16 protein-coding genes and 1 pseudogene are annotated in these 21,769 nt (G+C 72.3%); 9 read left to right on the top strand and 8 right to left on the bottom strand.

Going from position 1 to position 21,769, the window contains the following annotated elements:
- Positions 1-158: 158 nt before the first annotated feature.
- The 3 genes from A5700_RS12390 to A5700_RS12380 all read left to right on the top strand — a co-directional run bounded on the left by A5700_RS12390 (position 159) and on the right by A5700_RS12380 (position 8,592).
- Complete coding sequence (locus A5700_RS12390) at positions 159-1,925, top strand: NAD-binding protein (RefSeq protein ID WP_068073928.1); 1,767 nt, start codon at positions 159-161, stop codon at positions 1,923-1,925.
- A 280-nt stretch (positions 1,926-2,205) separates the two neighbouring features.
- Entirely contained in the window at positions 2,206-3,531 is a 1,326-nt protein-coding gene (locus tag A5700_RS12385; protein WP_068204776.1) for a PPE domain-containing protein, read from the top strand.
- A gap of 204 nt (positions 3,532-3,735) precedes the next feature.
- Positions 3,736-8,592, top strand: coding sequence for a cation-translocating P-type ATPase (locus A5700_RS12380; protein ID WP_068073931.1), 4,857 nt, complete (start codon positions 3,736-3,738; stop codon positions 8,590-8,592).
- Here the strand turns inward: A5700_RS12380 and A5700_RS12375 are convergent.
- Both A5700_RS12375 and A5700_RS12370 read right to left on the bottom strand, forming a co-directional pair.
- Positions 8,589-10,145: an AMP-binding protein gene (locus tag A5700_RS12375; protein ID WP_068073933.1), complete on the bottom strand. Its 1,557-nt coding sequence runs from the start codon at positions 10,143-10,145 to the stop codon at positions 8,589-8,591. The genes A5700_RS12380 and A5700_RS12375 overlap by 4 nt on opposite strands.
- Positions 10,142-11,035: an SDR family NAD(P)-dependent oxidoreductase gene (locus A5700_RS12370; protein ID WP_068073935.1), complete on the bottom strand. Its 894-nt coding sequence runs from the start codon at positions 11,033-11,035 to the stop codon at positions 10,142-10,144. The genes A5700_RS12375 and A5700_RS12370 overlap by 4 nt, the downstream gene beginning before the upstream one ends.
- Before the next feature lie 256 nt (positions 11,036-11,291).
- Between A5700_RS12370 and A5700_RS12365 the strand changes: the two genes are divergently transcribed.
- The 3 genes from A5700_RS12365 (at position 11,292) to A5700_RS12355 (ending at position 13,118) form a co-directional block, all read left to right on the top strand.
- Positions 11,292-12,056, top strand: a complete 765-nt coding sequence (locus A5700_RS12365; protein ID WP_082959793.1) for a cutinase family protein — start codon at positions 11,292-11,294, stop codon at positions 12,054-12,056.
- 80 nt (positions 12,057-12,136) lie between these two features.
- Positions 12,137-12,553, top strand: coding sequence for a cupin domain-containing protein (locus A5700_RS12360; protein ID WP_068073939.1), 417 nt, complete (start codon positions 12,137-12,139; stop codon positions 12,551-12,553).
- Entirely contained in the window at positions 12,525-13,118 is a 594-nt protein-coding gene (locus A5700_RS12355; RefSeq protein WP_068074008.1) for a VOC family protein, read from the top strand. The genes A5700_RS12360 and A5700_RS12355 overlap by 29 nt, the downstream gene beginning before the upstream one ends.
- Here A5700_RS12355 and A5700_RS12350 read toward each other — a convergent pair.
- The 4 genes and pseudogenes from A5700_RS12350 to A5700_RS12335 all read right to left on the bottom strand — a co-directional run bounded on the left by A5700_RS12350 (position 13,108) and on the right by A5700_RS12335 (position 17,555).
- Positions 13,108-14,505: an aldehyde dehydrogenase family protein gene (locus A5700_RS12350; protein WP_068073942.1), complete on the bottom strand. Its 1,398-nt coding sequence runs from the start codon at positions 14,503-14,505 to the stop codon at positions 13,108-13,110. The genes A5700_RS12355 and A5700_RS12350 overlap by 11 nt on opposite strands.
- A 1-nt stretch (position 14,506) precedes the next feature.
- Entirely contained in the window at positions 14,507-15,598 is a 1,092-nt protein-coding gene (locus A5700_RS12345; protein ID WP_068073944.1) for an AMP-binding protein, read from the bottom strand.
- Between the two features lie 136 nt (positions 15,599-15,734).
- Positions 15,735-16,494, bottom strand: a pseudogene (locus tag A5700_RS12340) (SDR family oxidoreductase).
- Positions 16,495-16,598: 104 nt separating this feature from the next.
- Positions 16,599-17,555, bottom strand: a complete 957-nt coding sequence (locus A5700_RS12335; protein WP_068073946.1) for an oxygenase MpaB family protein — start codon at positions 17,553-17,555, stop codon at positions 16,599-16,601.
- A gap of 93 nt (positions 17,556-17,648) precedes the next feature.
- Here A5700_RS12335 and A5700_RS12330 point away from each other — a divergent pair, with 93 nt between their 5' ends.
- The 3 genes from A5700_RS12330 to A5700_RS12320 all read left to right on the top strand — a co-directional run bounded on the left by A5700_RS12330 (position 17,649) and on the right by A5700_RS12320 (position 20,480).
- The gene (locus A5700_RS12330) at positions 17,649-18,239 is read left to right on the top strand and encodes a TetR/AcrR family transcriptional regulator (RefSeq protein ID WP_068073948.1); all 591 of its coding nucleotides are present in this window, start codon (positions 17,649-17,651) and stop codon (positions 18,237-18,239) included.
- Positions 18,240-18,280: 41 nt separating this feature from the next.
- On the top strand, positions 18,281-19,657 hold the full coding sequence (locus tag A5700_RS12325) for an adenylate/guanylate cyclase domain-containing protein (RefSeq protein WP_068073950.1): 1,377 nt from the start codon (positions 18,281-18,283) through the stop codon (positions 19,655-19,657).
- 91 nt (positions 19,658-19,748) lie between these two features.
- Complete coding sequence (locus A5700_RS12320) at positions 19,749-20,480, top strand: class I SAM-dependent methyltransferase (protein WP_068073951.1); 732 nt, start codon at positions 19,749-19,751, stop codon at positions 20,478-20,480.
- A 10-nt stretch (positions 20,481-20,490) separates the two neighbouring features.
- On the opposite strand, the gene A5700_RS12315 is transcribed toward A5700_RS12320, so the two are convergent.
- Together A5700_RS12315 and A5700_RS12310 are read right to left on the bottom strand one after the other, a co-directional pair.
- Entirely contained in the window at positions 20,491-21,297 is an 807-nt protein-coding gene (locus A5700_RS12315) for an SDR family oxidoreductase (RefSeq protein WP_068073954.1), read from the bottom strand.
- 1 nt (position 21,298) lies between these two features.
- Positions 21,299-21,754 (bottom strand): SRPBCC family protein, encoded by a 456-nt coding sequence (locus tag A5700_RS12310; RefSeq protein ID WP_068073956.1) that lies wholly within the window; start codon positions 21,752-21,754, stop codon positions 21,299-21,301.
- Between the last annotated feature and the right edge of the window lie 15 nt (positions 21,755-21,769).

The raw sequence follows: 21,769 nt of genomic DNA, 5'->3' as shown, positions 1-21,769 counted from the left end.
AATATCGTCAAAACCCCAAATGCCGGGGCGGCAATTCGACCGTCGCCCCGACCAGGTGAACGCCTTCGCCCCGAACGAGACCCGAGGATGCCGTGAGATCGGTTCCCTTCGCCGAGGCAGAGGCGTACCTGCAATTGTCCGCGAAGGGATCCTCTCTCATGAGTCAGCGAGTCATTGTCAGCGGTGACGATGCGCTGGCCATGACGGTCATCGAGGAGCTGCGCAGAGCCGGCGCCAGCGTGGCCCGGGTCCTGGGCAGCGACCTGGCCGGAGCCAGGGTGAAGACGGAGCTGGAACGCGCCGGCATCGCGCAAGCGGTCGCGGTGGTGTGCGCCGGTGACGACGACGCCACCAATCTGGAAATCGCATTGCTGGCCCGCAAGGCCAACCCGGACATTCGGATCGTGGCGCGGGTCGCCAATGATGTGCTGCGCGAGGCGATCTCCGTCGACGACGGACCCAGCGCGATCTTCGACGTCGCCGACCTCGCCGGACAGGGTGTCGTCGAGGCGTGCCTGGCGCGCACCACGCACCCCTTCGAGGCCGCGGGCCTCGACTTCGTCATGTTCGGCAGCGAGGCGCCCCGAGACGCCAGCCTGCGCGACATCTACGGCGACCTGGCGCCGGTGGCCGTCGTGCACGGCCCCAACTCGGCCGCCCCCGGTCAGGTCATCCCGTGCCCGGGAAGGGATTACGTCGTCGCCGCAGGTGACTGGACGGCGATGATCGGCACCGTCGAGGAGGCGGCCTCGTGCGGCTTCCGCGCGCCGCGGGCCGCCCGGATACGCACGCGGCGGCCCCGGCTCCGCCGGGCGCTCGACGCGGCGCGGACGTTGCCGCAGGAACTCAACCCCGCGTTCTTCCCGTTGATCGTCGCGTTGATTGCATTGGTCATCGGCTCAACGACGTTGCTGCACTTCGCGTATGGCCACCCGGGCATGTCGTGGGTGGACGCCTTTTACTTCACCAACGAGACAATCACCACCACCGGTTACGGCGACTTCAGCTTCGCCAGCCAGCCCACCTGGCTGCGGATCTACGCGGCCGTGCTGATGTTGGCCGGGGTGACGACCACCGCCTTGCTGGTCGCGTTCATCGCCGATGTGCTGCTCTCGCGCCGCTTTGTCTGGTCGTACGGACGGCCGCGGGCGCGCCACCTGCGCAACCACATCATCGTGGTCGGGCTGAGCGCGTTGGGAATTCGCGTGGTCACGGACCTCACGCTGGCCGGATACGACGTCGCCGTCATCGAGCGCGACCAAGGCAACCGGTTCCTGCCGAACACGTCGACGCTCGACGTCCCGGTGATCTTCGGGGACGCCACCCTGCGCCAGACGCTGGAGGCCGCCCGCGTGGACACCGCGCGGGCGGTCGCGGTCCTCACGCGCGACGACATGATCAACATCGAGACCGGGATCGTGGTGCGCGAGATGCTGGCCTCCCGGCTCGAGTCGACCGGCGACCGGTGGGCGAAAATGCCGCTGGTGCTGCGGGTGTACGACCACGAGCTGGGCGCCGCGGTGGCGCAGCGGTTCGGGTTCGAAAACGTCCGCTCCACCGTCGAGTTGGCCGCACCGCGCTTCGTCGGCGCGGCACTGGGCCTGCAGGTGCTGGGCACGTTCTCGGTGGGCAACCGGTCCTTCCTGGTCGGCGGGATGCACGTGCAGGCCGGCAGCGAACTCGACGGGCTGCAGATGTTCGAGCTGTCCACCCACACCCGCGTCATCGCGATCACCCGGGAGGACGCCCCGGTGCTGCTGCACCCGCGCCGCGACGCCCGGCTCACCGCCGGTGACACCGTGTACCTGGTCGGCCCGTACCGAGAGTTGTTGGCCACCTTGCGCAAGGGTCAGCACTTCCAGCCTCAGCCCGCCACCGACGACGAAGCAACGGACCAACAAATGAACCTCAGGCTGATCACGTGAGCGGTCAGCCGTGAGGTTCTCGATGCAGCCAGAACCAAGCTCGTTGTAAGGCGTTGGGGCGCAACGCGTCCTGACGCAAACCGGTCACAGATGCGGCCGCGACCCAGTCGCAGCCGCGCAGCAGACACCGAGAGGGAAGCCCATGCTCGCTGCCCCAGTGCAGATCGAGACACCGGACGCCCGCAGCTCCTCGCGGGGCGCCGTCGACTCGTACCCGGCCCCGAGCCGCCACGCCGTTGTCCGCGGGCGGCCGTCGATCGTCGGATAAGGCGTGCCGGCAGTGGATTTCGCGACGCTTCCGCCCGAGGTCAACTCCGGTCTCATGTACGCGGGCCCGGGTTCGGGTCCCATGCTCGCCGCCTCGGAGGCGTGGGACACGCTGGCCGCCGAACTGTATTCGGCAGCCAACAGCTACGCCGCGGTGGTGACGGGCCTGACGTCCGGCGCGTGGCTGGGCCCGTCGGCGGTATCGATGACCGCCGCCGCGGGCTCGTACGTCGCGTGGCTGAGCCGCACCGCCGGCCAGGCCGAGGAGACGGCCGGCCAGGCCCGGGTCGCCGCCGGCGCCTACGAGGCGGCCTTCGCGGCGACGGTGCCGCCGGAGGAGGTGGCGGCCAACCGCACGCAGCTGGCGACGCTGGTGGCCACGAACGTGTTGGGGCAGAACACCGCCGCGATCGCGGCCACCGAGGCCGAATACGGCGAGATGTGGGCCCAGGACGCCGTCGCGATGTATGGCTACTCGGCGACCGCCGCGTCGGCCACCCAGATGACGCCGTTCACCAGCCCGCAGCAGAACACCAACGCGGGAGGCGTGGCGGCCCAGCAGAGCGCCATCACACAAGCCGGCGCGACGTCGGCCGGTCAGGTGCAGAGCGCGGTGTCCAACGCCGCGGTGCAACCGGCGTCGTCGGCGTCGACTGGGTTGGGCAGCCTGGCGACTTCCGACGTCTTAGACGGGCTCACGCCGCTGGATCTGCTGGACCTGGGCGCGGACGGCATCGCCTACGGACTCGACGCGCCGATGTCGCCGCTGGGTGCGATCTCGCTGCCCATCGACCTCGTCGGCGCGCAGACCGGTTTGCACACCGACGACATCGTCAGCGGCTGGCAGGACGCGGGTGTGGCGCCCGGAGTTGCGGCGCAGACCCCCGCCGCGGCGGTCCCGGCGTCGGCCCCCAGCGTGGCGCAGAGCATGACGACGGCCGGTGTGGGCGAGGCGAATTCCGTTGGCGCGCTGTCTGTCCCGCCCACCTGGACGGCCGCGACCCCCGCGGTGCGCCCGATCGCACTGACCCTGCCGGCGTTCAGCCTCGGCGAACAGGCGGCGGCGGCCCCCAGCACCGGGGTCGGCGAACTCGCGCTGTCCAGCCTGGCCGGACGCACGGTGGCCGACACCTTCCGCCAGCGCGAGCGGGTGCCCGCCGCCGCGGCCGCGCCGGCCAAGGACGCCGCGCCCGCACCGGAGGGCGACGAGGACTCCGGCGCGCGCACCGTCGTGACGGGCATCGCCGCGGAGATCCGCGACATGGGCCGGTTGCGCGACGAAGGCCTGATCACCGACGAGGAATTCCTCGAGCAGAAGAACCGTCTGCTCGGGCGGTGACCCGCGTCGCGCCTTCGCGGGCGGGTTTGGCGGGCTGCCAAAACGGTAAGATTTCGGTCAGGGAAGCGGCCCTGATACCTACCGGAAGCCCGACCTGCATCGTCATCGGTGTCGTCGCATGGTTTGCCTCCCGGCTCACATGTGGACAGGTTCTTCACACGCCACGAACATTAGGCGCGGTAGACGTAATCGAAGGGTGACGGAGTGAAGATTCCGGGCGTGGCCAGCGTCGTCGCTGGAGTGGCCGGTGGGGCAGCTCAGGTCGTGCGGGCGGGGGTGTCGACCGCGGCCGGGGCGGCCGGCGCCCTGCAGACGCTGACCAGCCCCGTCGCGGAACTCGCCGGCCCGGTGGTGCAGACCGTCGCACAGACGACCGGCCGGGCGATCGGCCTGGGCGGCGCGACCGACGGGTCGATCGCGCCCGTCACCCCGCCGGTGCGCTGGCAAAGCGGCCGGCGCGTCCATCTGGACCTGGACCCGTTGTTGCCGTTCCCGCGCTGGCACGAATACTCGGCCGTTGTCGAGGAACCGGTCCGGCGCATCCCGGGGGTCGCGAAGGCACACGTCGAAGGCTCCCTCGGCCGGCTCGTCGTCGAGCTCAGCGAGGACGCGGACCCGGGCGACGTCCTGGATGAGGTGCGCGACGCGGTGACCGCCGTGGCCGCCGACATCGGGACCCCGCGACCCGAATCGGGGCCGGCGTCGGCGCCCTTCGCCGACCCCGGCAACCCGCTGGCCGTGCTCGTGCCGCTGACCGCCGCGGCCATGGACCTCGTCGCGATGAGCGTCGCCGTCACGGGTCTGGTCACCCGCCTGCCCGCCGCACCGAAGACCACCCGCGCCGCGGCCGCGCTCATCAACCACCAGCCGCGCATGGTGGCGATCCTGGAATCCCGGCTCGGCCGGGTCGGCGCCGACATCGCGCTCAGCGCCACGACCGCCGCGGCCAACGGGCTGACCCAGGCGTTCGGCACGCCGCTGCTCGACATGGTGCAGCGAAGCCTGCAGGTCTCCGAGGCCGTGGCGCACCGGCGGGTGTGGCGCGACCGGGAACCCGCGCTGGCCACGCCGGACCGGCCCCAGGCGCCGGTGGTGCCCGTCATCTCCTCGGCCGGAACCCGCGAGCACGAACCGCGGCACAGCTGGGCCGCCGCCGCGGCGGGCGAGGCGTCGCACGTGGTGGTCAGCGGCGCCATCGACGTCGCGATCGACTCCGCGAAGGGCTCGATGGCCGGTCCGGTGGAAAGCTACGTCGACTCGGCGGCCAACGGCTCGCTGATCGCCGCGGCCAGCGCGTTGGTGGCCGGCGGCGGCACCGAAGACGCGGCCGGCGCAATCCTGGCCGGGGTGCCGCGGGCCGCACACATGGGCCGGCAGGCGTTCGCGGCGGTGCTGGGTCGCGGCCTGGCCAACGACGGGCAACTGGTCCTCGACCCCGGCGCGCTGCGCCGGCTGGACCGGGTGAAGGTCGTCGTGATCGACGGCGCCGCGCTGCGCGGCGATCACCGCGCCGTGCTGCGCGTCCACGGCGAGGCGCCCGGCTGGGACGACGACCGCGTCTATGAGGTGGTCGACGCGCTGTTGCACGGCGAACAGGCGCCCGAGCCGGACCCCGACGAGCTGCCCGCGACCGGGGCGCGGCTCAAATGGCTTCCCTCGCAAGGGCCGTCGGCGACGCCGGCCCAGGGCCTGGAACGCGCCGACCTGATCGTGGACGGCGAGCGGGTGGGCAGCGTCGACGTCGGCTGGGAGGTCGACCCCTACGCCATTCCGCTGTTCCAGACCGCGAACCGGACGGGCGCGCGGGTGGTGCTGCGCCACGTCGCCGGCACCGAGGACCTCAGCGCGAGCGTCGCGGCGACGCATCCGCCGGGCACGCCGCTGCTCAATGTAGTGCGCGAGCTGCGTGCCGACCGCGGACCGGTGCTGCTGATCACCGCGCTGCACCGGGACTTCGCCTCCACGGACACCCTGGCGGCGCTCGCCATCGCCGATGTCAGTGTGGCGCTTGACGATCCGCGCGCCGCGACGGCGTGGACGGCCGACATCATCACCGGCACCGACCTGGCCGACGCGGTGCGCATCCTCTCGGCGATCCCGGTGGCCCGGCAGGCCAGCGAATCGGCCGTGCACCTGGCGCAGGGCGGCACCACGCTGGCCGGCTTGTTGCTGGTCACCGGGGAGCAGCCGGCGTCGACCAATCCGGTGAGCTTCCGGCGCTGGCTCAACCCGGTCAACGCCGCCGCGGCCACCGCCCTGCTGGCGGGGTCCTTCTCGGCCACCCGGGTGCTGCGGCTGCCCGACCCCACCCCGCAACCGCTCACCGCGTGGCATGCCCTGGATCCGGAGATCGTCTACTCGCGGCTCGCGGGCGGGGCCAAGCCGCTGGCCGTCGACAGCGCCGGCCCGTCGTGGCGGCGGCGCCTCGACGACCTGTCCTACAGCCCGGCGCTGGCGCCGTTGCGCGGGCCCGTCAACAACCTGGTGCAGCTGGCCTCGGCCACCCGCGCCGAACTGTCCGATCCCCTGACGCCCATCCTGGCCGTCGGGGCGGCCGCGTCGGCGATCGTCGGCAGCAACGTCGACGCGCTGCTGGTCGCCGGCGTCATGACCGTCAACGCCATCACCGGCGGTGTGCAGCGCCTGCGGGCCGAAGCCGCGGCCGCCGAGTTGTTCGCCGAGCAGGACCAGCTGGTGCGCCGCGTCGTCGTTCCGGCCGTCGCGACCACCCGGCGCCGGCTCGAGGCGGCCCAGCGCGCCACCCGCACCGCCACGGTGTCCGCGAAATCGCTGCGGCCGGGCGACGTGATCGACCTGGCGGCGCCCGAAGTGGTGCCGGCCGACGCCCGCCTGCTGGTCGCCGAGGACCTCGAGGTCGACGAGTCCCTGCTCACCGGCGAATCGCTGCCGGTGGACAAGCAGGTGGATCCCGTCGCCGTCAACGACCCGGACCGCGCCAGCATGTTGTTCGAGGGCAGCACGATCGTCGCCGGGCGGGCCCGGGCCATCGTGGTGGCCACCGGCGTCGGCACCGCCGCGCACCGCGCGATCTCCGCGGTCGCGGACGTCGAGACGGCGGCCGGCGTCCAGGCCCGGCTGCGTGAGCTGACCAGCAAGGTGCTCCCGCTGACCCTGGCCGGCGGCGCCACGGTGTCGGTGCTGGCGCTGCTGCGGCGGGCGCCGCTGCGCCAAGCCGTGGCCGACGGCGTGGCGATCGCGGTGGCCGCGGTCCCCGAGGGGCTGCCGCTGGTGGCCACCCTGTCGCAGCTCTCCGCGGCGCAGCGGTTGACGGCGCGCGGCGCCCTGGTCCGCGCGCCGCGGACCATCGAGGCGCTGGGGCGGGTCGACACCGTGTGCTTCGACAAGACCGGCACGCTCACCGAGAACCGGCTGCGCCTGGTGTGCGCGGTGCCGGTCGGCGTGGACCCGCACGACCCGTTCCCCGAGCTGACCTCCCCCGAGGCCGGCGCGCTGGTCCGGGCCGCGGCCCGCGCGTCGACGCAGCCGCAGGAGGGTCAGGGGCACGCGCACGCCACCGACGAGGCCATCGTCACGGCCGCGGCGTCGCTGAACGGGCACCGCGACGGAGACTGGACGATGCTCGCCGAAGTCCCGTTCGAGTCCAGTCGCGGCTTCGCCGCGGCGATCGGCACGTCGGGTAACGGCGAGTCGGGGCCGGCCGCGCCGGTGCTGATCCTCAAGGGTGCGCCCGAGGTCATCCTGCCGCGCTGCCGCTTCGCCGACCCCGAAGCCGACCAGCGCCAGGCGGAGGCGGTGGTGCACGGCCTCGCCGAGCAGGGCCTGCGGGTGCTGGCGGTGGCGCAGCGCGGCTGGGAGCGGGAGGTGACCGACGAAGGCACCGACGCCGACGCCGTGGACGCCGCCGCCCACGACCTCGAGCTGCTCGGCTACGTCGGTCTGGCCGACACCGCGCGCGCGTCGGCCCGCCCGCTGATCGAGGCGCTGGTGGACGCCCACCGCGACGTCGTGTTGATCACCGGCGATCACCCGGTCACCGCCCGCGCGATCGCCCGCCAGCTGGGCCTGCCGGCGGACGTGCGCGTGGTGACCGGGGCCGAACTCACCGGCCTGGACGAGGACGCCTCCGCCAAGTTCGTCGCCGACGTGCAGGTGTTCGCCCGGGTCAGCCCCGAACAGAAAGTGCAGATCGTCGCCGCCTTGCAGCGCAGCGGCCGGGTGACGGCGATGGTCGGCGACGGTGCCAACGACGCCGCCGCCATCCGCATGGCCGACGTCGGCATCGGGGTGAGCGGGCGCGGCTCGTCGGCCGCCCGGGGCGCCGCCGACATCGTGCTGACCGACTCCGACCTCGGCGTGCTGCTCGACGCCCTGGTCGAGGGCCGCAGCATGTGGGCCGGCGTGCGCGACGCGGTCACCATCCTGGTCGGCGGCAACGTCGGCGAGGTGCTGTTCACGATCATCGGCACGGCGTTCGGGCAGGGCCGCGCGCCGATCGGCACCCGCCAGCTGCTGCTGGTGAACCTGCTCACCGACATGTTCCCCGCGCTGGCCGTCGCGGTGACCTCGCAATACGTCGAACCCGACGTGGCGGACTACGACTCCCCCGAGGCCGCCGAGGCGGCTCGGCGCGCACACCAGCAGGTGGTGCTCACCGGTCCCACGCCGTCCCTCGACGCCCCGCTGATGCGCCAGATCATCACCCGCGGCGCCGTCACCTCCGCCGGCGCGACCGCGGCGTGGGCCATCGGGCGCTACACGCCGGGCACCGAACGCCGCACCTCGACGATGGGCCTGACCGCCCTGGTTACCACGCAGCTGGCGCAGACGCTGCTGACGCGGCGCCACAGCCCGCTGGTGGTGGCGACCGCCCTGGGCAGCGCGGGTGTCCTGGTAGGCATCATTCAGACCCCGGTGATCAGCCAGTTCTTCGGCTGCACCCCGCTGGGTCCGGTCGCCTGGACCGGCGTGCTGGGGTCCACCGCGGGCGCCACCGCGATCTCGGTGCTGGCGCCGAACTGGCTCGCCCGCCAGGTGGCCGCCCTGGAACCCGGCCGGGGCGAGACCCCCGCACCGGGCTAACCGGACAGCGCCTGCCGCACCACCTTGCCGGTGGCGGTGCGCGGGATGCTGGCGACGATGTGGATGTCGCGGGGCTGCTCGAACCGGGACACCCTGCCCAGCAGGTACTCCCGCAACCCCGGCGGGTCGATCTCGCTGCCGGGCTGCAACGCGACGTAGGCCGCCAGGCGCTGGCCGAACCGCTCGTCGGGCACGCCGACGACGGCGTTGTCGGCGACGGCGGGGTGCTGGGCCAGGGCGTTCTCGACGGCCCGCGGGTACACGTTCTCGCCGCCGGAGATGATCATGTCGTCCTCGCGCCCGACGATGAACAGCCGGCCCGCGTTGTCGAGGTAGCCCATGTCCCCGGTGCTCGTCATGCCCTCGACCACGGCCTTGGCGCCGCCCCCGGTGTACCCCTTGCTCGCCAGCCCACCGCCCACGAAGATCCGGCCGATGACGCGGGGGCCGACGGCCCGGTCGGCGCGGTCGAAGATCCGCACGGGGCAGCCGGCCACCGGCCGCCCGACGGTCTCGGGCGCCTCGCGCAGGTCCGCCGGCGTCGCCAGGGCGCCGATGCCGACCTCGGTCGAGCCGTAGCCGTTGTAGAGCACCTCCCCGTAGGCGTCCATGAACCGCTGGCCCAGCGTGGGGTCGAGCCGGTCACCGCTGGAAAGCACCACCCGCAGGTGGGGCACCGGGTTGCGGGCGCGCACCCGCTCGGGCAGCTCGAGGATGCGGGCCAGCACCACCGGGACGGCGGTGAAGGCGTCGGCCCGCTGCAGCGACGCCTGCGCCAGCGCGGCCTCGGCGTCGAAGCGGCGCTGGGTCAGCACCGTGCCGCCGAGGGCCACGGTCAGCATCACCATGCCGAGCCCCAGCCCATGAAACATCGGCATCGCCACCGAGACGCGTGAGCCGGTGTGCAGCCGGGTGCGCGCCAGGATGGTGACCCAGACGCCCACCGCGGAGCGCAGCTCCGGGTCGCGGGGCACGCCCTTGGGGGTGCCGGTGGTGCCGGACGTCAACAGGACGATCCGCCCGGGCGCGGCGACGCGCGGCCGGGCGGCGCGGTCCAGCGGGACCGTCGCCGGGTCGACGACGTCGACAGCCGGGTCGGCGGCGCGGATGTGCTCGGCGAATTCCGCGTCGGCGACCACGGTGCCGATGCCGTGGCCGCGCAGCGCGGCCGCCAGGGCGTCGGCGCGGAACTCCGTGTTGACGGGGACGACGTCGGCGCCGACGAGCGCCGCGGCGAAGACTCCCGCGACGAAACCGCGCCCGTTGCGGCACAGCACCCCGACGGCCCGGCCGGGCCCGACGCCGGGCAGGCGGGAGGCGACCGACTCGATGAGCAGCTGCAGCTCGCGGTAGCTCAGGGCGCCGTCGTCGTCGACGATCGCGGCCCGGTCGGGCCACCGGGCCGCGGCGACCGCTAGCAGCGTGTACGGGTTGGTGCCGCCGCGGCGCGCGGCGCGCAGCAACCGGATCGTGGCCGCCGGCGACGGCGGCGTCAGCAGTCCGGAGCGCACGAGCGCCCGGGCCGCGGTCGGCAGCACCGCGGTACCGGTCATCGGCCGCGCTCCGCGTCGCCGACCGCGCGCCGGTACCACAGCCGCGCAGCCACCTCGGCCGGGCCCGCCAGCACCACGCAAGCCAGCTCGGCCGGCAGCAGCCACGGCGGCTCGCTGGTGCGCGGCCGGTCGATGAGCGCCTTGGCGATCACGTCGGCGGCCTCCTCCGCCGACAGGCTCGGCAGCCTGCCGAGGACGGGCGTTGGGGCGATCATCGGGGTGCGCACGAGCGCGAAGTAGACCGACGTCACGGCGACCCCGTCGGCGTGCAACTCCGGGGCCACGCTGCGCAGCCACCGGTCGAACGCCCCCTTGGACGCCTGGTAGGCGCCCCATTGCGGGCCCGGCGCCACGCGCACGCCCACGCTCGACACGTTGACGATGTGGCCGCCGCCGTTGTCTCGCATGGCGGGTAACAGGCCCAGCAGCAACCACACCGGCCCCAGGTAGTTGACGTCGATGGTGCGCTGGAAATCGTGCGGCCGGTCGTACTGCTGATGCAGCGAGCGGCGCAGCGACTTGCCCGCGTTGCTCACCACGACGTCGAGCGCGCCGTGCCGCTCGGTGATCCGCTTGGCCAGCGTGGCGACGGCCGACTCGTCGGCCAGGTCGGTCGGGTAGGCCGTCGCGCGGCCGCCGCCGGCGTTGATGGCTGCCGCGACGTCGCACAACTTGTCCTCGGTGCGGGCGACCAGCAGCACGTGGGCGCCCGCGGCCGCCAGGCTGCGGGCCGTGGCCTCGCCGATGCCGGACGACGCGCCCGTGACCAGGGCCGTCTTGCCGGAGACGGCGATGCGCAACCGGTCCGGGTCCGAGATCCGCGCCGGGTTGGCGACGAGGTTCACCGCCCGGACGAGCGCCGCGCCGAGAGGTTGAGCTAGTGCGTTCACTGGGCCGCCGCATTCACTCGAGAGGGGTTGCCGAGGGCGGCTTCTGCTTCACCGCGGGCTCGGCTCGTAAACCACAGCAAGCAGACCACACCGCCGCGGCCCGCCGCTCTCCGGCCCGGCCGCCGCTTGTCGGCCTTTGGGGTTCGGCGCGCCGGCCCAGGTCAGCGGGCACTACCGGCGGCCGTGAGAGCAGCGTGAGAGGAGTTTGTGAACGCCGCGTAATTTCTTCGACCGCCCGGTTTAGGTGGGGGCGGCGGTGGGCACAAGTTGCGGCATGATCGCACGTCAAATAACGCGTTTCGTTGGCTCCGCCGCGGTGGCGGCGTCGGGTGTCGGCGCCTCGCTGCTCGCCGGCTCGTTGCTTCCCTCCGCCGCGGCGCAGTGCCCCGACGTTCAGGTCGTCTACGCCCGCGGCACCGGTGAGGCGCCGGGCGTCGGCCCCACCGGGCAGGCTTTCGTCGATGCGTTGCACCAACGCGTCGGCAACAAGTCGTTCGACGTGTATCCGGTCAACTACCCCGCCAGCGACCAGTGGGCCACCGGCATCGACGGCGTCCGCGACGCGGGTGCGCACGTGGTGTCGATGGCGCACGACTGCCCCAACACCAAGATGGTGCTCAGCGGCTACTCGCAGGGGGCGGCCGTGATGGGCTTCGTCACCTCGGCCGCCGTGCCCGACGGGATCGACCCCACCACCGTGCCCAAGCCGTTGGACCCGGCGATCGCCGACCACGTGTCCTCGGTGGTGTTGTTCGGCACGCCCAACACCCGGGCCATGAACTTCCTCAACGAGCCGCCGGTCGTCATCGGCCCGCTGTACCAGGCGAAGACGCTCAAGGTGTGCGCCACCGACGACCCGGTGTGCTCCGACGGGCTCAACTTCTCCGCGCACAACACCTACGCCGACGACGGCTCGATGATCGATAAGGGCGTGGACTTCGCGGCCAGCCGCCTCGGTGTGGGCGGCCCGCCGCCCGCGGCGACGGCGGTCGGTTCCACCGGTGGTGGCTTCGGCAGCTGAGCTGACTACGCTCTCTGCGGGTAACGCTGCCCGCGGGACACCGCCGCCCGGCCGGCCGGCGGGTCAGATCGGAGCTGACGATGGCGAACGTTGAGCTGCTGACCTTCGACGAGATTCCTACCGAGGTGTTCATGCGGTGGGATATCACCGAGCATCAGGTCAACCAGCACCTGCTGAGCGCCGAGCTCACCGGGACCCCGGCGATCGTGGCGGACCTGCTGACCTTCCCGCCCGGGTTCATCCATCACATGCACCGGCACCCGCACGCCGACATGATGGTGGTTCCGCTCAAGGGCAGCCTGCAGTTCACGGAGGACTTCGAACACACGCTGGACATGCGGGTGGGCCAGCTCCTCGTGGTGCCGCGCGGCAACTGGCACGAATTCCGCAACGTCAGCGGCGACACCACCCAGGTTTTGCACGTCTTCAGTGGCGTGGGCGCGGTGCAGGACATCGGTTACGAGCCGCATCCCGAGCAGTTTTCGACCATCCGGTGAGCGAGCACCCGCCGGCCCCGCTGGTCGCAACCATCTGGGGCTCACCGTCCCGGACATTCACGCCGCGATCGACTGGTATGGCACGGTGTTCGGGTTCCGCTGCATCATGGGGCCGCGGGTGCTCGAGGCGGCGGGACACGGCGAGGCCGCGGCCGTGTTCGGTGGCCGGTTCCGCCGCGCCCTGCAGGCCCACCTGCTCACCGGCAACTCGGTGGGCATCGAGCTGTTCCAGTTCGTCGACCCGCCCACCGAGCAGTCGCCGCCGCCCGGCGAGGCGGCGCCGTGGTTCCGCCACGGCCTGTGGCACCTCTGCCTCACCCATCCCGACGTGGCGGCCCTCATCGAGCGGGTGGTGCAGCACGGCGGGACGCTGCTGGCCGAGCCGTACGACTTCGTGCCGGGCCGGCCGTGGACGCTGGCGTACGCCGCGGACCCGTGGGGCACGGTGCTCGAGGTGATGAGTCACAGCTACGCCGAGGCGTTCGGCAACTGGCCCCAGCCCGGTCAGCTGGTCCCGCCGACGCTGGTGCCCCCGCCGGACGCCGACGCGCCGCCTAGCGTTTGACCGAACCCCTCACGATGCCCTTGGTGCGCATCAGCGCCTCGGCGAGGAACCCGTCGTGCGGGATGTCGGGCGCGGTGCGCCAGGTCGGGTGCGGGCCCCAGTACACGTTGCCGACGGTCGGTTCGGCGAGCAGGGCGTCGATCAGCGCCTCGTCGTTGGTGATCGCGGTGACGACCAGCGAGCGGCACAGCGCCGCGACGCCGGCGTGGCGTGACCAGGGGGCCACCCACACGCACGGAAAGGGCAGCTCCAGGTTGAGGCGGTCCACGTCCAGCTCCGCCAGCAGGTGCACGGCCGGGCGCAGCGCCGCGTAGCCGTCGCCGAGCTCGGCGACCACCTGGTCGGCGCCCAGCAGCGGCGTCGAACCGGCCGCCTTGCCCGCCAGATACGTCGCCAGCGACCGGGCGCTCTCGAGGGGCTGGGTGGGTAGTCGCGCGCGCTCGTCGGCGCTGGGCAACGGCTCGAGGACCGCCAGGCGCTCGGCGATGGCTGCGGCCAGCGGCCCGGGGTCGCCCTCGTAGAGCACGGCGGTGGCGTTGACGCAGGCCATGCCCCCGAGGTTGGCGATCGAGTCGACGATGACCTCGAGATGCTCGCGCCAGTCCTGCTCGGCGGTGATGAGGATCTTGGTGCGACCCGGACCGTTCACGAGGACCGACGGGTCGTCGGCGTACTTGTCCACCACGTCTTGGCCGCCGTAGACCATCGCGATGTCGGCGGACCGGATCAGCTCGTCGGCACCGGCGTACTCGGTCGGCAGGTAGAGCGCGTCCTCGGCGCGGAACCCGGCCTGTCGCAGCGCCTGCACGAGGCGGTGCGCGGTCAGCGGTTCACGCCGCGACGGCCGCACCGCCACCCGGTACCCCAGCGCCAGCGCCTGGGGCCACAGGCCGTGCACGCCCGGGCCGTTGCCCGCCGCGTGGACGGCGAACACCTCACCGCGCCGCACCCAGGCCGCGCGCTCGCGGCCCTGCCGCCAATCGAGCTGAGCCCCGACCGGCCGCGCGGGCTGCACCGCGTCGAAGGCGTGCGCCACCGAGTCCGCGACGCCGCACGCCCCGGCCCGGGTGATCGCGATCGGCAGCCCGGCGATGTCGCTGGCCAGCGCGACGTAGTCGTCGAAGTCCAGCCCGGCGATCACCTGCGAGGCGAAGGCGTCGGCGGCGCCCGCCAGGGCCGCCGCGCGGTGCGCCACCGGCAGCGGCGCGACCTTGCGCTGCGCCGCGAGTGCCCGCGAAATGTAGAGCGGCGGAACGATGCTGAGCTCGGCGACCGCCTCGCCCGCGGTGCTGGTGATCACCGCCCGGTTGCGGGTCCGGTATTGCCCCGCGGGGCCGAGGGCGTCGATCGAGAGCGCGGCGGTCGCCGCGGCGGGTCGATCGGTCATCTCAGTAGACGCCCTCGATGACGGCTTCGCCCTCGAAGGTGGCGACCGGGCGCACCTCGCTGACCGAGTCGCTGAGTTGGCCCGCCGGGCCCGGCATCCTGATCGCCAGGTCACGCTCGAGGTTGTTCGGGATGAACATGCCCTTGCTGACGTGATTCATCACCACCTGGCCCACCTGCCCGTACGGAACCCGCTCGCCGGAGTCGGGTTCGACCACCCAGAACACCACGTACGGGGTGCGCGGGTCGAACACGAAGGCGTCGTCCAGGGCGCGCGTGACCGCCTGGGAGAGCACCATCGTGCTGCCGAACGCCATGGTGATGGTGGTCGCCGGGAAGATGTCGCGCAGCAGGTCCAGGGTGTCGGCGTCGACGTGCGCGCCGCTGAGCAGCAGGTAGCGGATCTTGTCGTTGACCAGGTCGACGAGCCGGTCGTCGCGGGCGATGGCCTCCAGCAGCGGCGGGGTGGCGTGCAGGTTGGCGACGTCCTGCGTCTGCAGGACGAAGGCGGCCTGCTCGACCACGTGGTCGACGTAGGCCGCCACCTCGGTCGCCGCCTGACGGGCGGCGAGCTTCTTGACCCAGCGGGGATCGATGTCGATCGCGTGGAACACCGAACCCAGCCGCTCCGCTACCCGCCGGGAGAAATACCCGACACCGTGCGGGCCACTGGGCATCAGGCACAGGAAGCCCCGGCCGCGCACGAAGCCGCCCGAGGCGAAATCCTCGGTCTGCCAATCGATCACCTGCGCGACCCAATCGGGGAGCTGCACGGTGCGTTTCGGCGCGCCGGTGGTGCCGCCGGATTCGAAGATCTGCGGTACCGGAGGCGGTGACCCGTATCCGCGCGGAATCAGGTCCTCGACCTTGGCGCCGCGCAGCTCGCCGAGCAGGTTGGGAAACAACCGCAGGTCCGCGTAGCTGCGGACGTCGGTGCGCGGGTCGAAATCCAGCGTCCGGGCGGTCCGCAGCCAGAAGGGCGACCCGGTGTCCTCGCCGAAGTGCCAGGCGATGGCCGCGCGCAGGTAGGCGTCGGGATCGTCGACGGGCGCCGCCCTCGGCACGTCGAGCACGGAGAAGTCGATGTCGGCCATAGCTTCGATCCTGTCGCATCACCGACGGTGACGCCAACGACCGTGCCGACGCCGGCGACGCCGGATTCGCCTACTTCACAAGGTGTTTCACTGCCGTGCACGCGGCGTTCAGCACCCTCCGCCCGCCGGTCGGTGCCTACCGCCCGGCCGTGACCGCCTCGTTGAACCGCGGATAGATGTCGTCGAACGTGCCGTCGCGCTCGGCGTAGCGGAACGCCTTGACGCGCTCGACCACGATCTCGTCGGCCTGCGGGTTGGCCTGCAGCAGCGCGATGGTCTCGTCGATGTAGTCCTGCAGCGGCATGGCCTTCGGGTCGAATCCCCGGTCGCCCTGCAGGCCGGTCTGCACCTGGGGCGGGATCAGCTCGATCACCTGGACCGCGGTCCCGCGCAGCTGGAACCGCAGCGACTGGGTGTAGGAGTGCAGCGCCGCCTTGGTGGCGCAGTAGGTCGGCGTCAGGGCGCTGGGCATGAACCCCAGCCCGGAGGTGACGTTGAGGATCGCGGCGTGGCGCCGTCGCTGCAACGCCGGCAGCAGGGCGCAGATCAGCCGCAGCGGGCCGAGCAGGTTGATGGCCACGGTCTGCTCGGCCAGGCCGACGGTGCTGCCGGTGAGGTCCTCGACCCGCTGGATTCCGGCGTTGTTCACCAGGACGTTCAGCTCGAGGTGGCGGTCGGTGAGCTCGGTGGCGAACCGGCGGATGTCGGCGGGATCGCCCTGGTCCAGGGTCAGGTACTGCATGCCGGGGTTGGCCGCGGCGACCTCCCGCAGCGGCTCGCGGCGCCGGCCTGCGATCACCACCTCGTTGCCCAGCCGGTGGAACGCCTCGGCCAGGCCGCGCCCGATTCCGGTGCCGCCACCGGTGACCAGACACAGTGTTGCCCGTCATCTGCATCGCCGGTGTCCTCTCGTGGTTGGGCCGCGCCGTCGTAGCGGATGCCCGCTGGGCGACCCGGGTAACCACACCGGCCTGCGCGCGCCCGCCGGAGGGCGCGGCCGTTACGGCGCGCGGTTGAACCGGCGGCGCGGATCGACGCCCGCGCGCACGAACGCGTCGGCCGCCCACGGCGTGTAGACCAGGCGCAACGGCAGCCGGTTGACGACGGGATTGAGTGCCCGCATGACGGCGGCGAAACGCTGAAAACGCTTCTCCCGCTTAGTGTCCCACGGTAGTTGGCAGACCTCGCGCATCTGCGGCGGCAGGGTGCCGACCAGGACCAGCCGGGTGTAGGCGTTCAGCGGGGCCGACAGCACGGCCCACACCGGCCGGGGCAGCCACCGCGGGCCCGGAATCCCTTTGCGGATGTAGCCGGTGCCGTACAGCACGGTCTTGTGGGGAACGAACCGCTCGAGCATCTCGTCCCAGTACTCGAGGAACTCGTCGTAGGTCTGCGGTTGCCCGCGGTCGCTGACCCCGTAGAGGCGGTACCACACCTTGCCCTCGTTGAAGATCTGCTCCTTCTCGGCGCGCGAGAGCCGCCGGATGAACGTGTCGGCGTTGTAGATGACCTGGTCGACGAAGGAGGCGTGCGCCCAGTAGAACAATTCGGGGTTCAGCGCGTGGTAGCGCGATCCGTCGCTGATGGTGCCCTTGATCGTCGTATGGAAGTCGCGGACCTTGCGGCCCCATTCGTGGGGGGCGTCGGAATACACGGTCTTCATCAGGGGCGGCGCCGTGCGCCTGGCCCGGCCCAGCGTGTCGCTGAACACCACGGAGTGGTCGAGCACCCCCTGCGCGAGTTGCTCGATGCAGTTCTCCACCCCGGCGGTGCGCTGGAAACCAAACAGTTGAGTCCTGTTGTCGCCGTAGAACTTCCAGATCAACGAGTCGGGTCCCAGCCGCGGCGCGGCCGCCGGCTCGCCAGCCGGGTGGTCGATCGGCAGCGGGACCGCCTCGCGCACACCGCTGTCGAAACGCGCGCCGGCGCCGCGGCGCCGGTCCTGCGGGGCGTCCATACCCACCTCCTGACGGCCTGCGCCGAATCAATGACACAAAAGAGTATCTTTGTTTCAAAGTAGCATTGGCGCGTCCCCGAGGAGGCTTCACCCGTGCAGAACCGCGTGCTCGACGGCACGGAGCCGCTCACCGATCTCGACCGGACCATCCTGGACACCGCCCGCGTGGTGTTCGAGACGTACGGCGTGCGTCGCGCCAACATCGAGGACGTCGCGGCCCGCGCCGGGGTCAGCCGCAGCACGGTTTACCGGCGCTTCCCCACCAAGGACGCGCTGTTCGCGCAGGTGATCCGCCGGGAGGCGGCGGCGTTCTTCCGCACGCTCGACGACGCGACCGCCGGCTGCGACCCCCGCCAGGCCGTCGTCGAGGCGTTCGCGCTCGGCGTGCGGCTGGTCGGTGATTCTCCGCTGTATTCGCGCCTCGCCGACAGCGAGCCAGAGGTATTCGGCCTGTTCTCCCGCTCGCACGTCTTCCCGATCCGCCAATTCGCCGACGGCATCGCCCACACGCTGCGGCGCTGCGGAGCCCGTAACCCCGGGCCGGACCTGGACAACATCGCCGACGTCCTGCTGCGGGTCGCCCTGGGCATCATCGTGTTCCCCACCGACCGGCTCGACATCGCCGACCCGGTCGCCGTCCGCGACTACGCCGCCCGCTACCTGGTCCCCATCATCGAGCGCTAGTTTGCTGCCGGCTGTCGGGGGCCTGCACTAGCCTGGGACCCGTGGCTGGGAGTTCTGCGGCGCCGCGGACCCGGTATGCCAGTTGCGGCGAGATCGACATCGCCTACCAGGTCTTCGGCGATGGCCCGACCGACCTGCTGGTGCTGCCGGGCCCGTTGATCCCGATCGACTGCGTGGACCTCGAGCCCTCGATGTACCGCTTTCACCGCCGGCTGGCCGCGTTCTCCCGGGTGATCCGGTTCGACCAGCGCGGCATCGGCCTTTCCTCGCGGGTGTCGTCGCTGGACATGCTCGGCCCGGAATCCTGGGCGAACGACGCCATCGCGGTGATGAACGCGGTCGGTTGTGAGCGCGCGACCGTGTTCGCTCCGGGCTTCACGACGCTGGCCGCCGTCGTGCTGGCGACCGACCACGCCGACCGGGTGACCAGCCTGGTGATCGCCAACGGTGCCGCGCGCACGCTGCGCGGTCCCGACTACCCGATCGGTTCCGAACTCGAGGCCGCCGATCGGTTCACCTCGATCGGCATGGAGCCGGACGCCGTCGAGCAGGGCTTTGACATGCTCGGCATCATCGCGCCGTCCGTGGCCGCCGACGCCGCGTTCCGCTCCTGGTGGGACATGGCGGGGAACCGGGCCGCGTCGCCGAGCATGGCCCGCGCCTTCATCAACAAGGTCCGCGAGGGCGACGTCCGCGACCGGCTGGCACGGATCACCGTCCCGACGCTGATCCTGCATCGCGACAACCCGGCGTTCAGCCCCGTCGAACACGCGCACTACCTCGCCGAGCACATCGCCGGGTCCCGGCTCGTCGAATTGCCGGGTGCCGACGCCCTGTACTGGGTGGGCGACACCGCCCCGGTCCTCGACGAGATCGAGGAATTCATTACCGGCGTGCGCGGCGGCTCCGACACCGAGCGGCTGCTCACCACCATCGTGTTCACCGACATCGTCGGCTCCACGGAACGGGCCGCGCTGCTCGGTGACCACCGCTGGCGCGACCTGCTGGACAACCACGACACCGTCGTCCGCCACGAGCTGCAACGCTTCTCCGGCCGCGAGGTCAACACCGCCGGCGACGGCTTCGTCGCCACGTTCAGCAGCCCCAGCGCAGCCATCGCGTGCGCCGACGCCATCGTCGACGCGGTGCAGGTGCTGGGCATCGAGGTGCGCGTCGGCATCCATGCGGGCGAGGTCGAAGTGCGCGGCGCCGACGTGGCCGGCATGGCCGTGCACATCGGCGCACGCGTGGCCGCGCAGGCCGGGCCCAGCGAGGTGCTGGTGTCGTCCACGCTGCGCGACATCGTCACCGGCTCTCGGCACCGGTTCGGCGACCGCGGCGAGACGACGCTCAAGGGCGTGCCGGGGCACTGGCGCCTGTACTCCCTGGTGCGCGACCAGGCGGCCGTCCGGCGCTGACTGGCCCACCACCGCTCGGCGTAGGCTGAGCGCGAGGCGGTGTTCCGCCGTGTTCCGGCCTGCACCTTGACATTTGAGCAAAGGAGTACGCATGACCGACGTGCACATCTCGCTGCCCCCGGCGCTGCGGCGGGCGCTGGACCTGCTCGCCGATCCGCCGGTGGAGCCCGACGTCAGCAAGGGCTACCTCGACCTGCTGGGCCCCGACGGTGACGTCGAGCGCAACACCGGACCGATCCAGGCGGCATGGGCGTCGCCGCTCGGGTCGATGCTGTATGACAACGCCCAGGCGCTGTCGCGCCGGCTCGGCGCCTGGCAGCTGCCGATCGAGTGGCTCAACATTCCGCAGGGCGGGACGGCGCTGGACGTCGGGTCCGGTCCGGGCAACGTCACCGCGTCGCTGGCCCGGGCCGCCGGCCCCGGCGGGGTGGCGCTGGGCGTCGACATCTCCGAGCCGATGCTGGAGCGCGCGGTCCGCAACGAAGCCGGCCCCCACGTCGGGTTCATCAAGGCGGACGCGCAGCGACTTCCGTTGCGCGACAACACCGTCGACGCGGTGGTGTCGACGGCCGTGCTGCAGCTCGTCCCGCAACCGGCGGTAGCTCTCGCCGAGATCGCGCGGGTGCTCCGCCCCGGCCGCAGGCTGGCCCTCATGGTTCCGACGGCGGGGCGGCTGGCCCACTGGGCGCAGCGGTTGCCCCACCTCGGGGCGCACGTGTTCGGCGAGGACGAGATCGGCGACATCTTGGAGGACAACGGTTTTGCCAGCGTGCGGGTGAACAACCTCGGCACGTTCCAGTGGGTGCGCGCCAAGCTGGCCTGAGCCGGTCGGGTCAGTCCCTCTTGAACGCCGGGTGAGCGCGCATCAGCAGCGGCAGCAGCCGCTCCGGGGGCGCCACTCGGAACAAGCCCGCGGCGATCCTGTTGGCCCGGCCCGGAACGACGACGGCCTTGCCGGCCGCCAGGCCGTCGATCCCGGCCTGCGCCACCTTGTCGGCGGGGACCCACATGACGCGCGGCAGGGCCGATTCGGCCTCCTGCTTCGAAAAACCGGCCGTCTCAACGAATCCGGTGTCGACCGGCCCGGGGCACAGGGCGGTCGCGGTGACGCCGGTGCGGCGCAGCTCGCCGCGCAGGCTGTGGGTGTAGGACAAGACGAACGCCTTGGCGGCGCCGTACGCGGCCTGGCCCGGCAGCGGCCCGAACCCCGCCACCGACGCCACGTTCAAGACGGCGCCGCGGCGCCGCTCGACCATCCCCGGCAGGAACCGGCTGCACAGGTCGACGACGGCCGCCACGTCGACCTCGACCAGCTTGATCTCTTGCTCCGGAACCGATTTCGCCACGACGCCCACCGTCGAGAAGCCGGCGTTGTTGACCAGGATGTCCGGGACCAGGCCCAGCGCGGCGACCCGATCCGGCAACGCCGCCCGTTCCGCTCGATCAGACAGATCGGCCGGCAGCGGGTGCGCCGCGGCACCCAGCCGGGCGGCCAGCGCCTCGAGGCGGTCGACGCTGCGCGCCACGACGACGACCTGATGGCCAGCGCGGGCCAGGAGGTGGGCGAACTGTTCCCCGATGCCCGACGACGCGCCCGTCACGATGGCCGCGCGGCCGGGTCCGGGCGATGGGAGGGCCACCTCAGGCCTCCGACTGGGCCAGCACGGCCAGCCGGTCCATGGACTCGCGCAGCATGTCCGCCGTCGTCGCCTGCGCCTTGGCCAGGCGCGTGGTGTCGGTCAGGCTCGACCAGTCGTAGGTGTGGGTGACGGTGGTGAGCTCGGGGTTGACGGGGCTGAGCTCCCAGCGCCACAGGTGGCCGGGCGGTTGCCGGCGCGGTTCGGCCGGGCGCCAAGCGATTTTGCTGCCCTCGACGAATTCCACGACGTGGTTCTCGCGGACGGCGCCGTTGGTCAGCGTCGTCTTGAAGATGTCGCCGACCTGCCGGACGCGCTGGCCGGGCTCGGCCGAGGCCAGGTTGTTGTTGCCGTCCCAGCTGGGCTGCCGCGCCGGGTCCGCGATCAGCTCGAAGATCCGGGCGGCGCTGGCCGAGATGACGCGGGTGGCGCTGACGATGCGTTCTTCGGAGTCCGGCATAGGGCTATCCAAACA

The organism is Mycobacterium sp. E1214, from assembly GCF_001666755.1.
Lineage (GTDB): Bacteria > Actinomycetota > Actinomycetes > Mycobacteriales > Mycobacteriaceae > Mycobacterium.
Note: the sequence above shows the minus strand (reverse complement) of the source record. Positions and strands in the feature narration are given on the sequence as shown.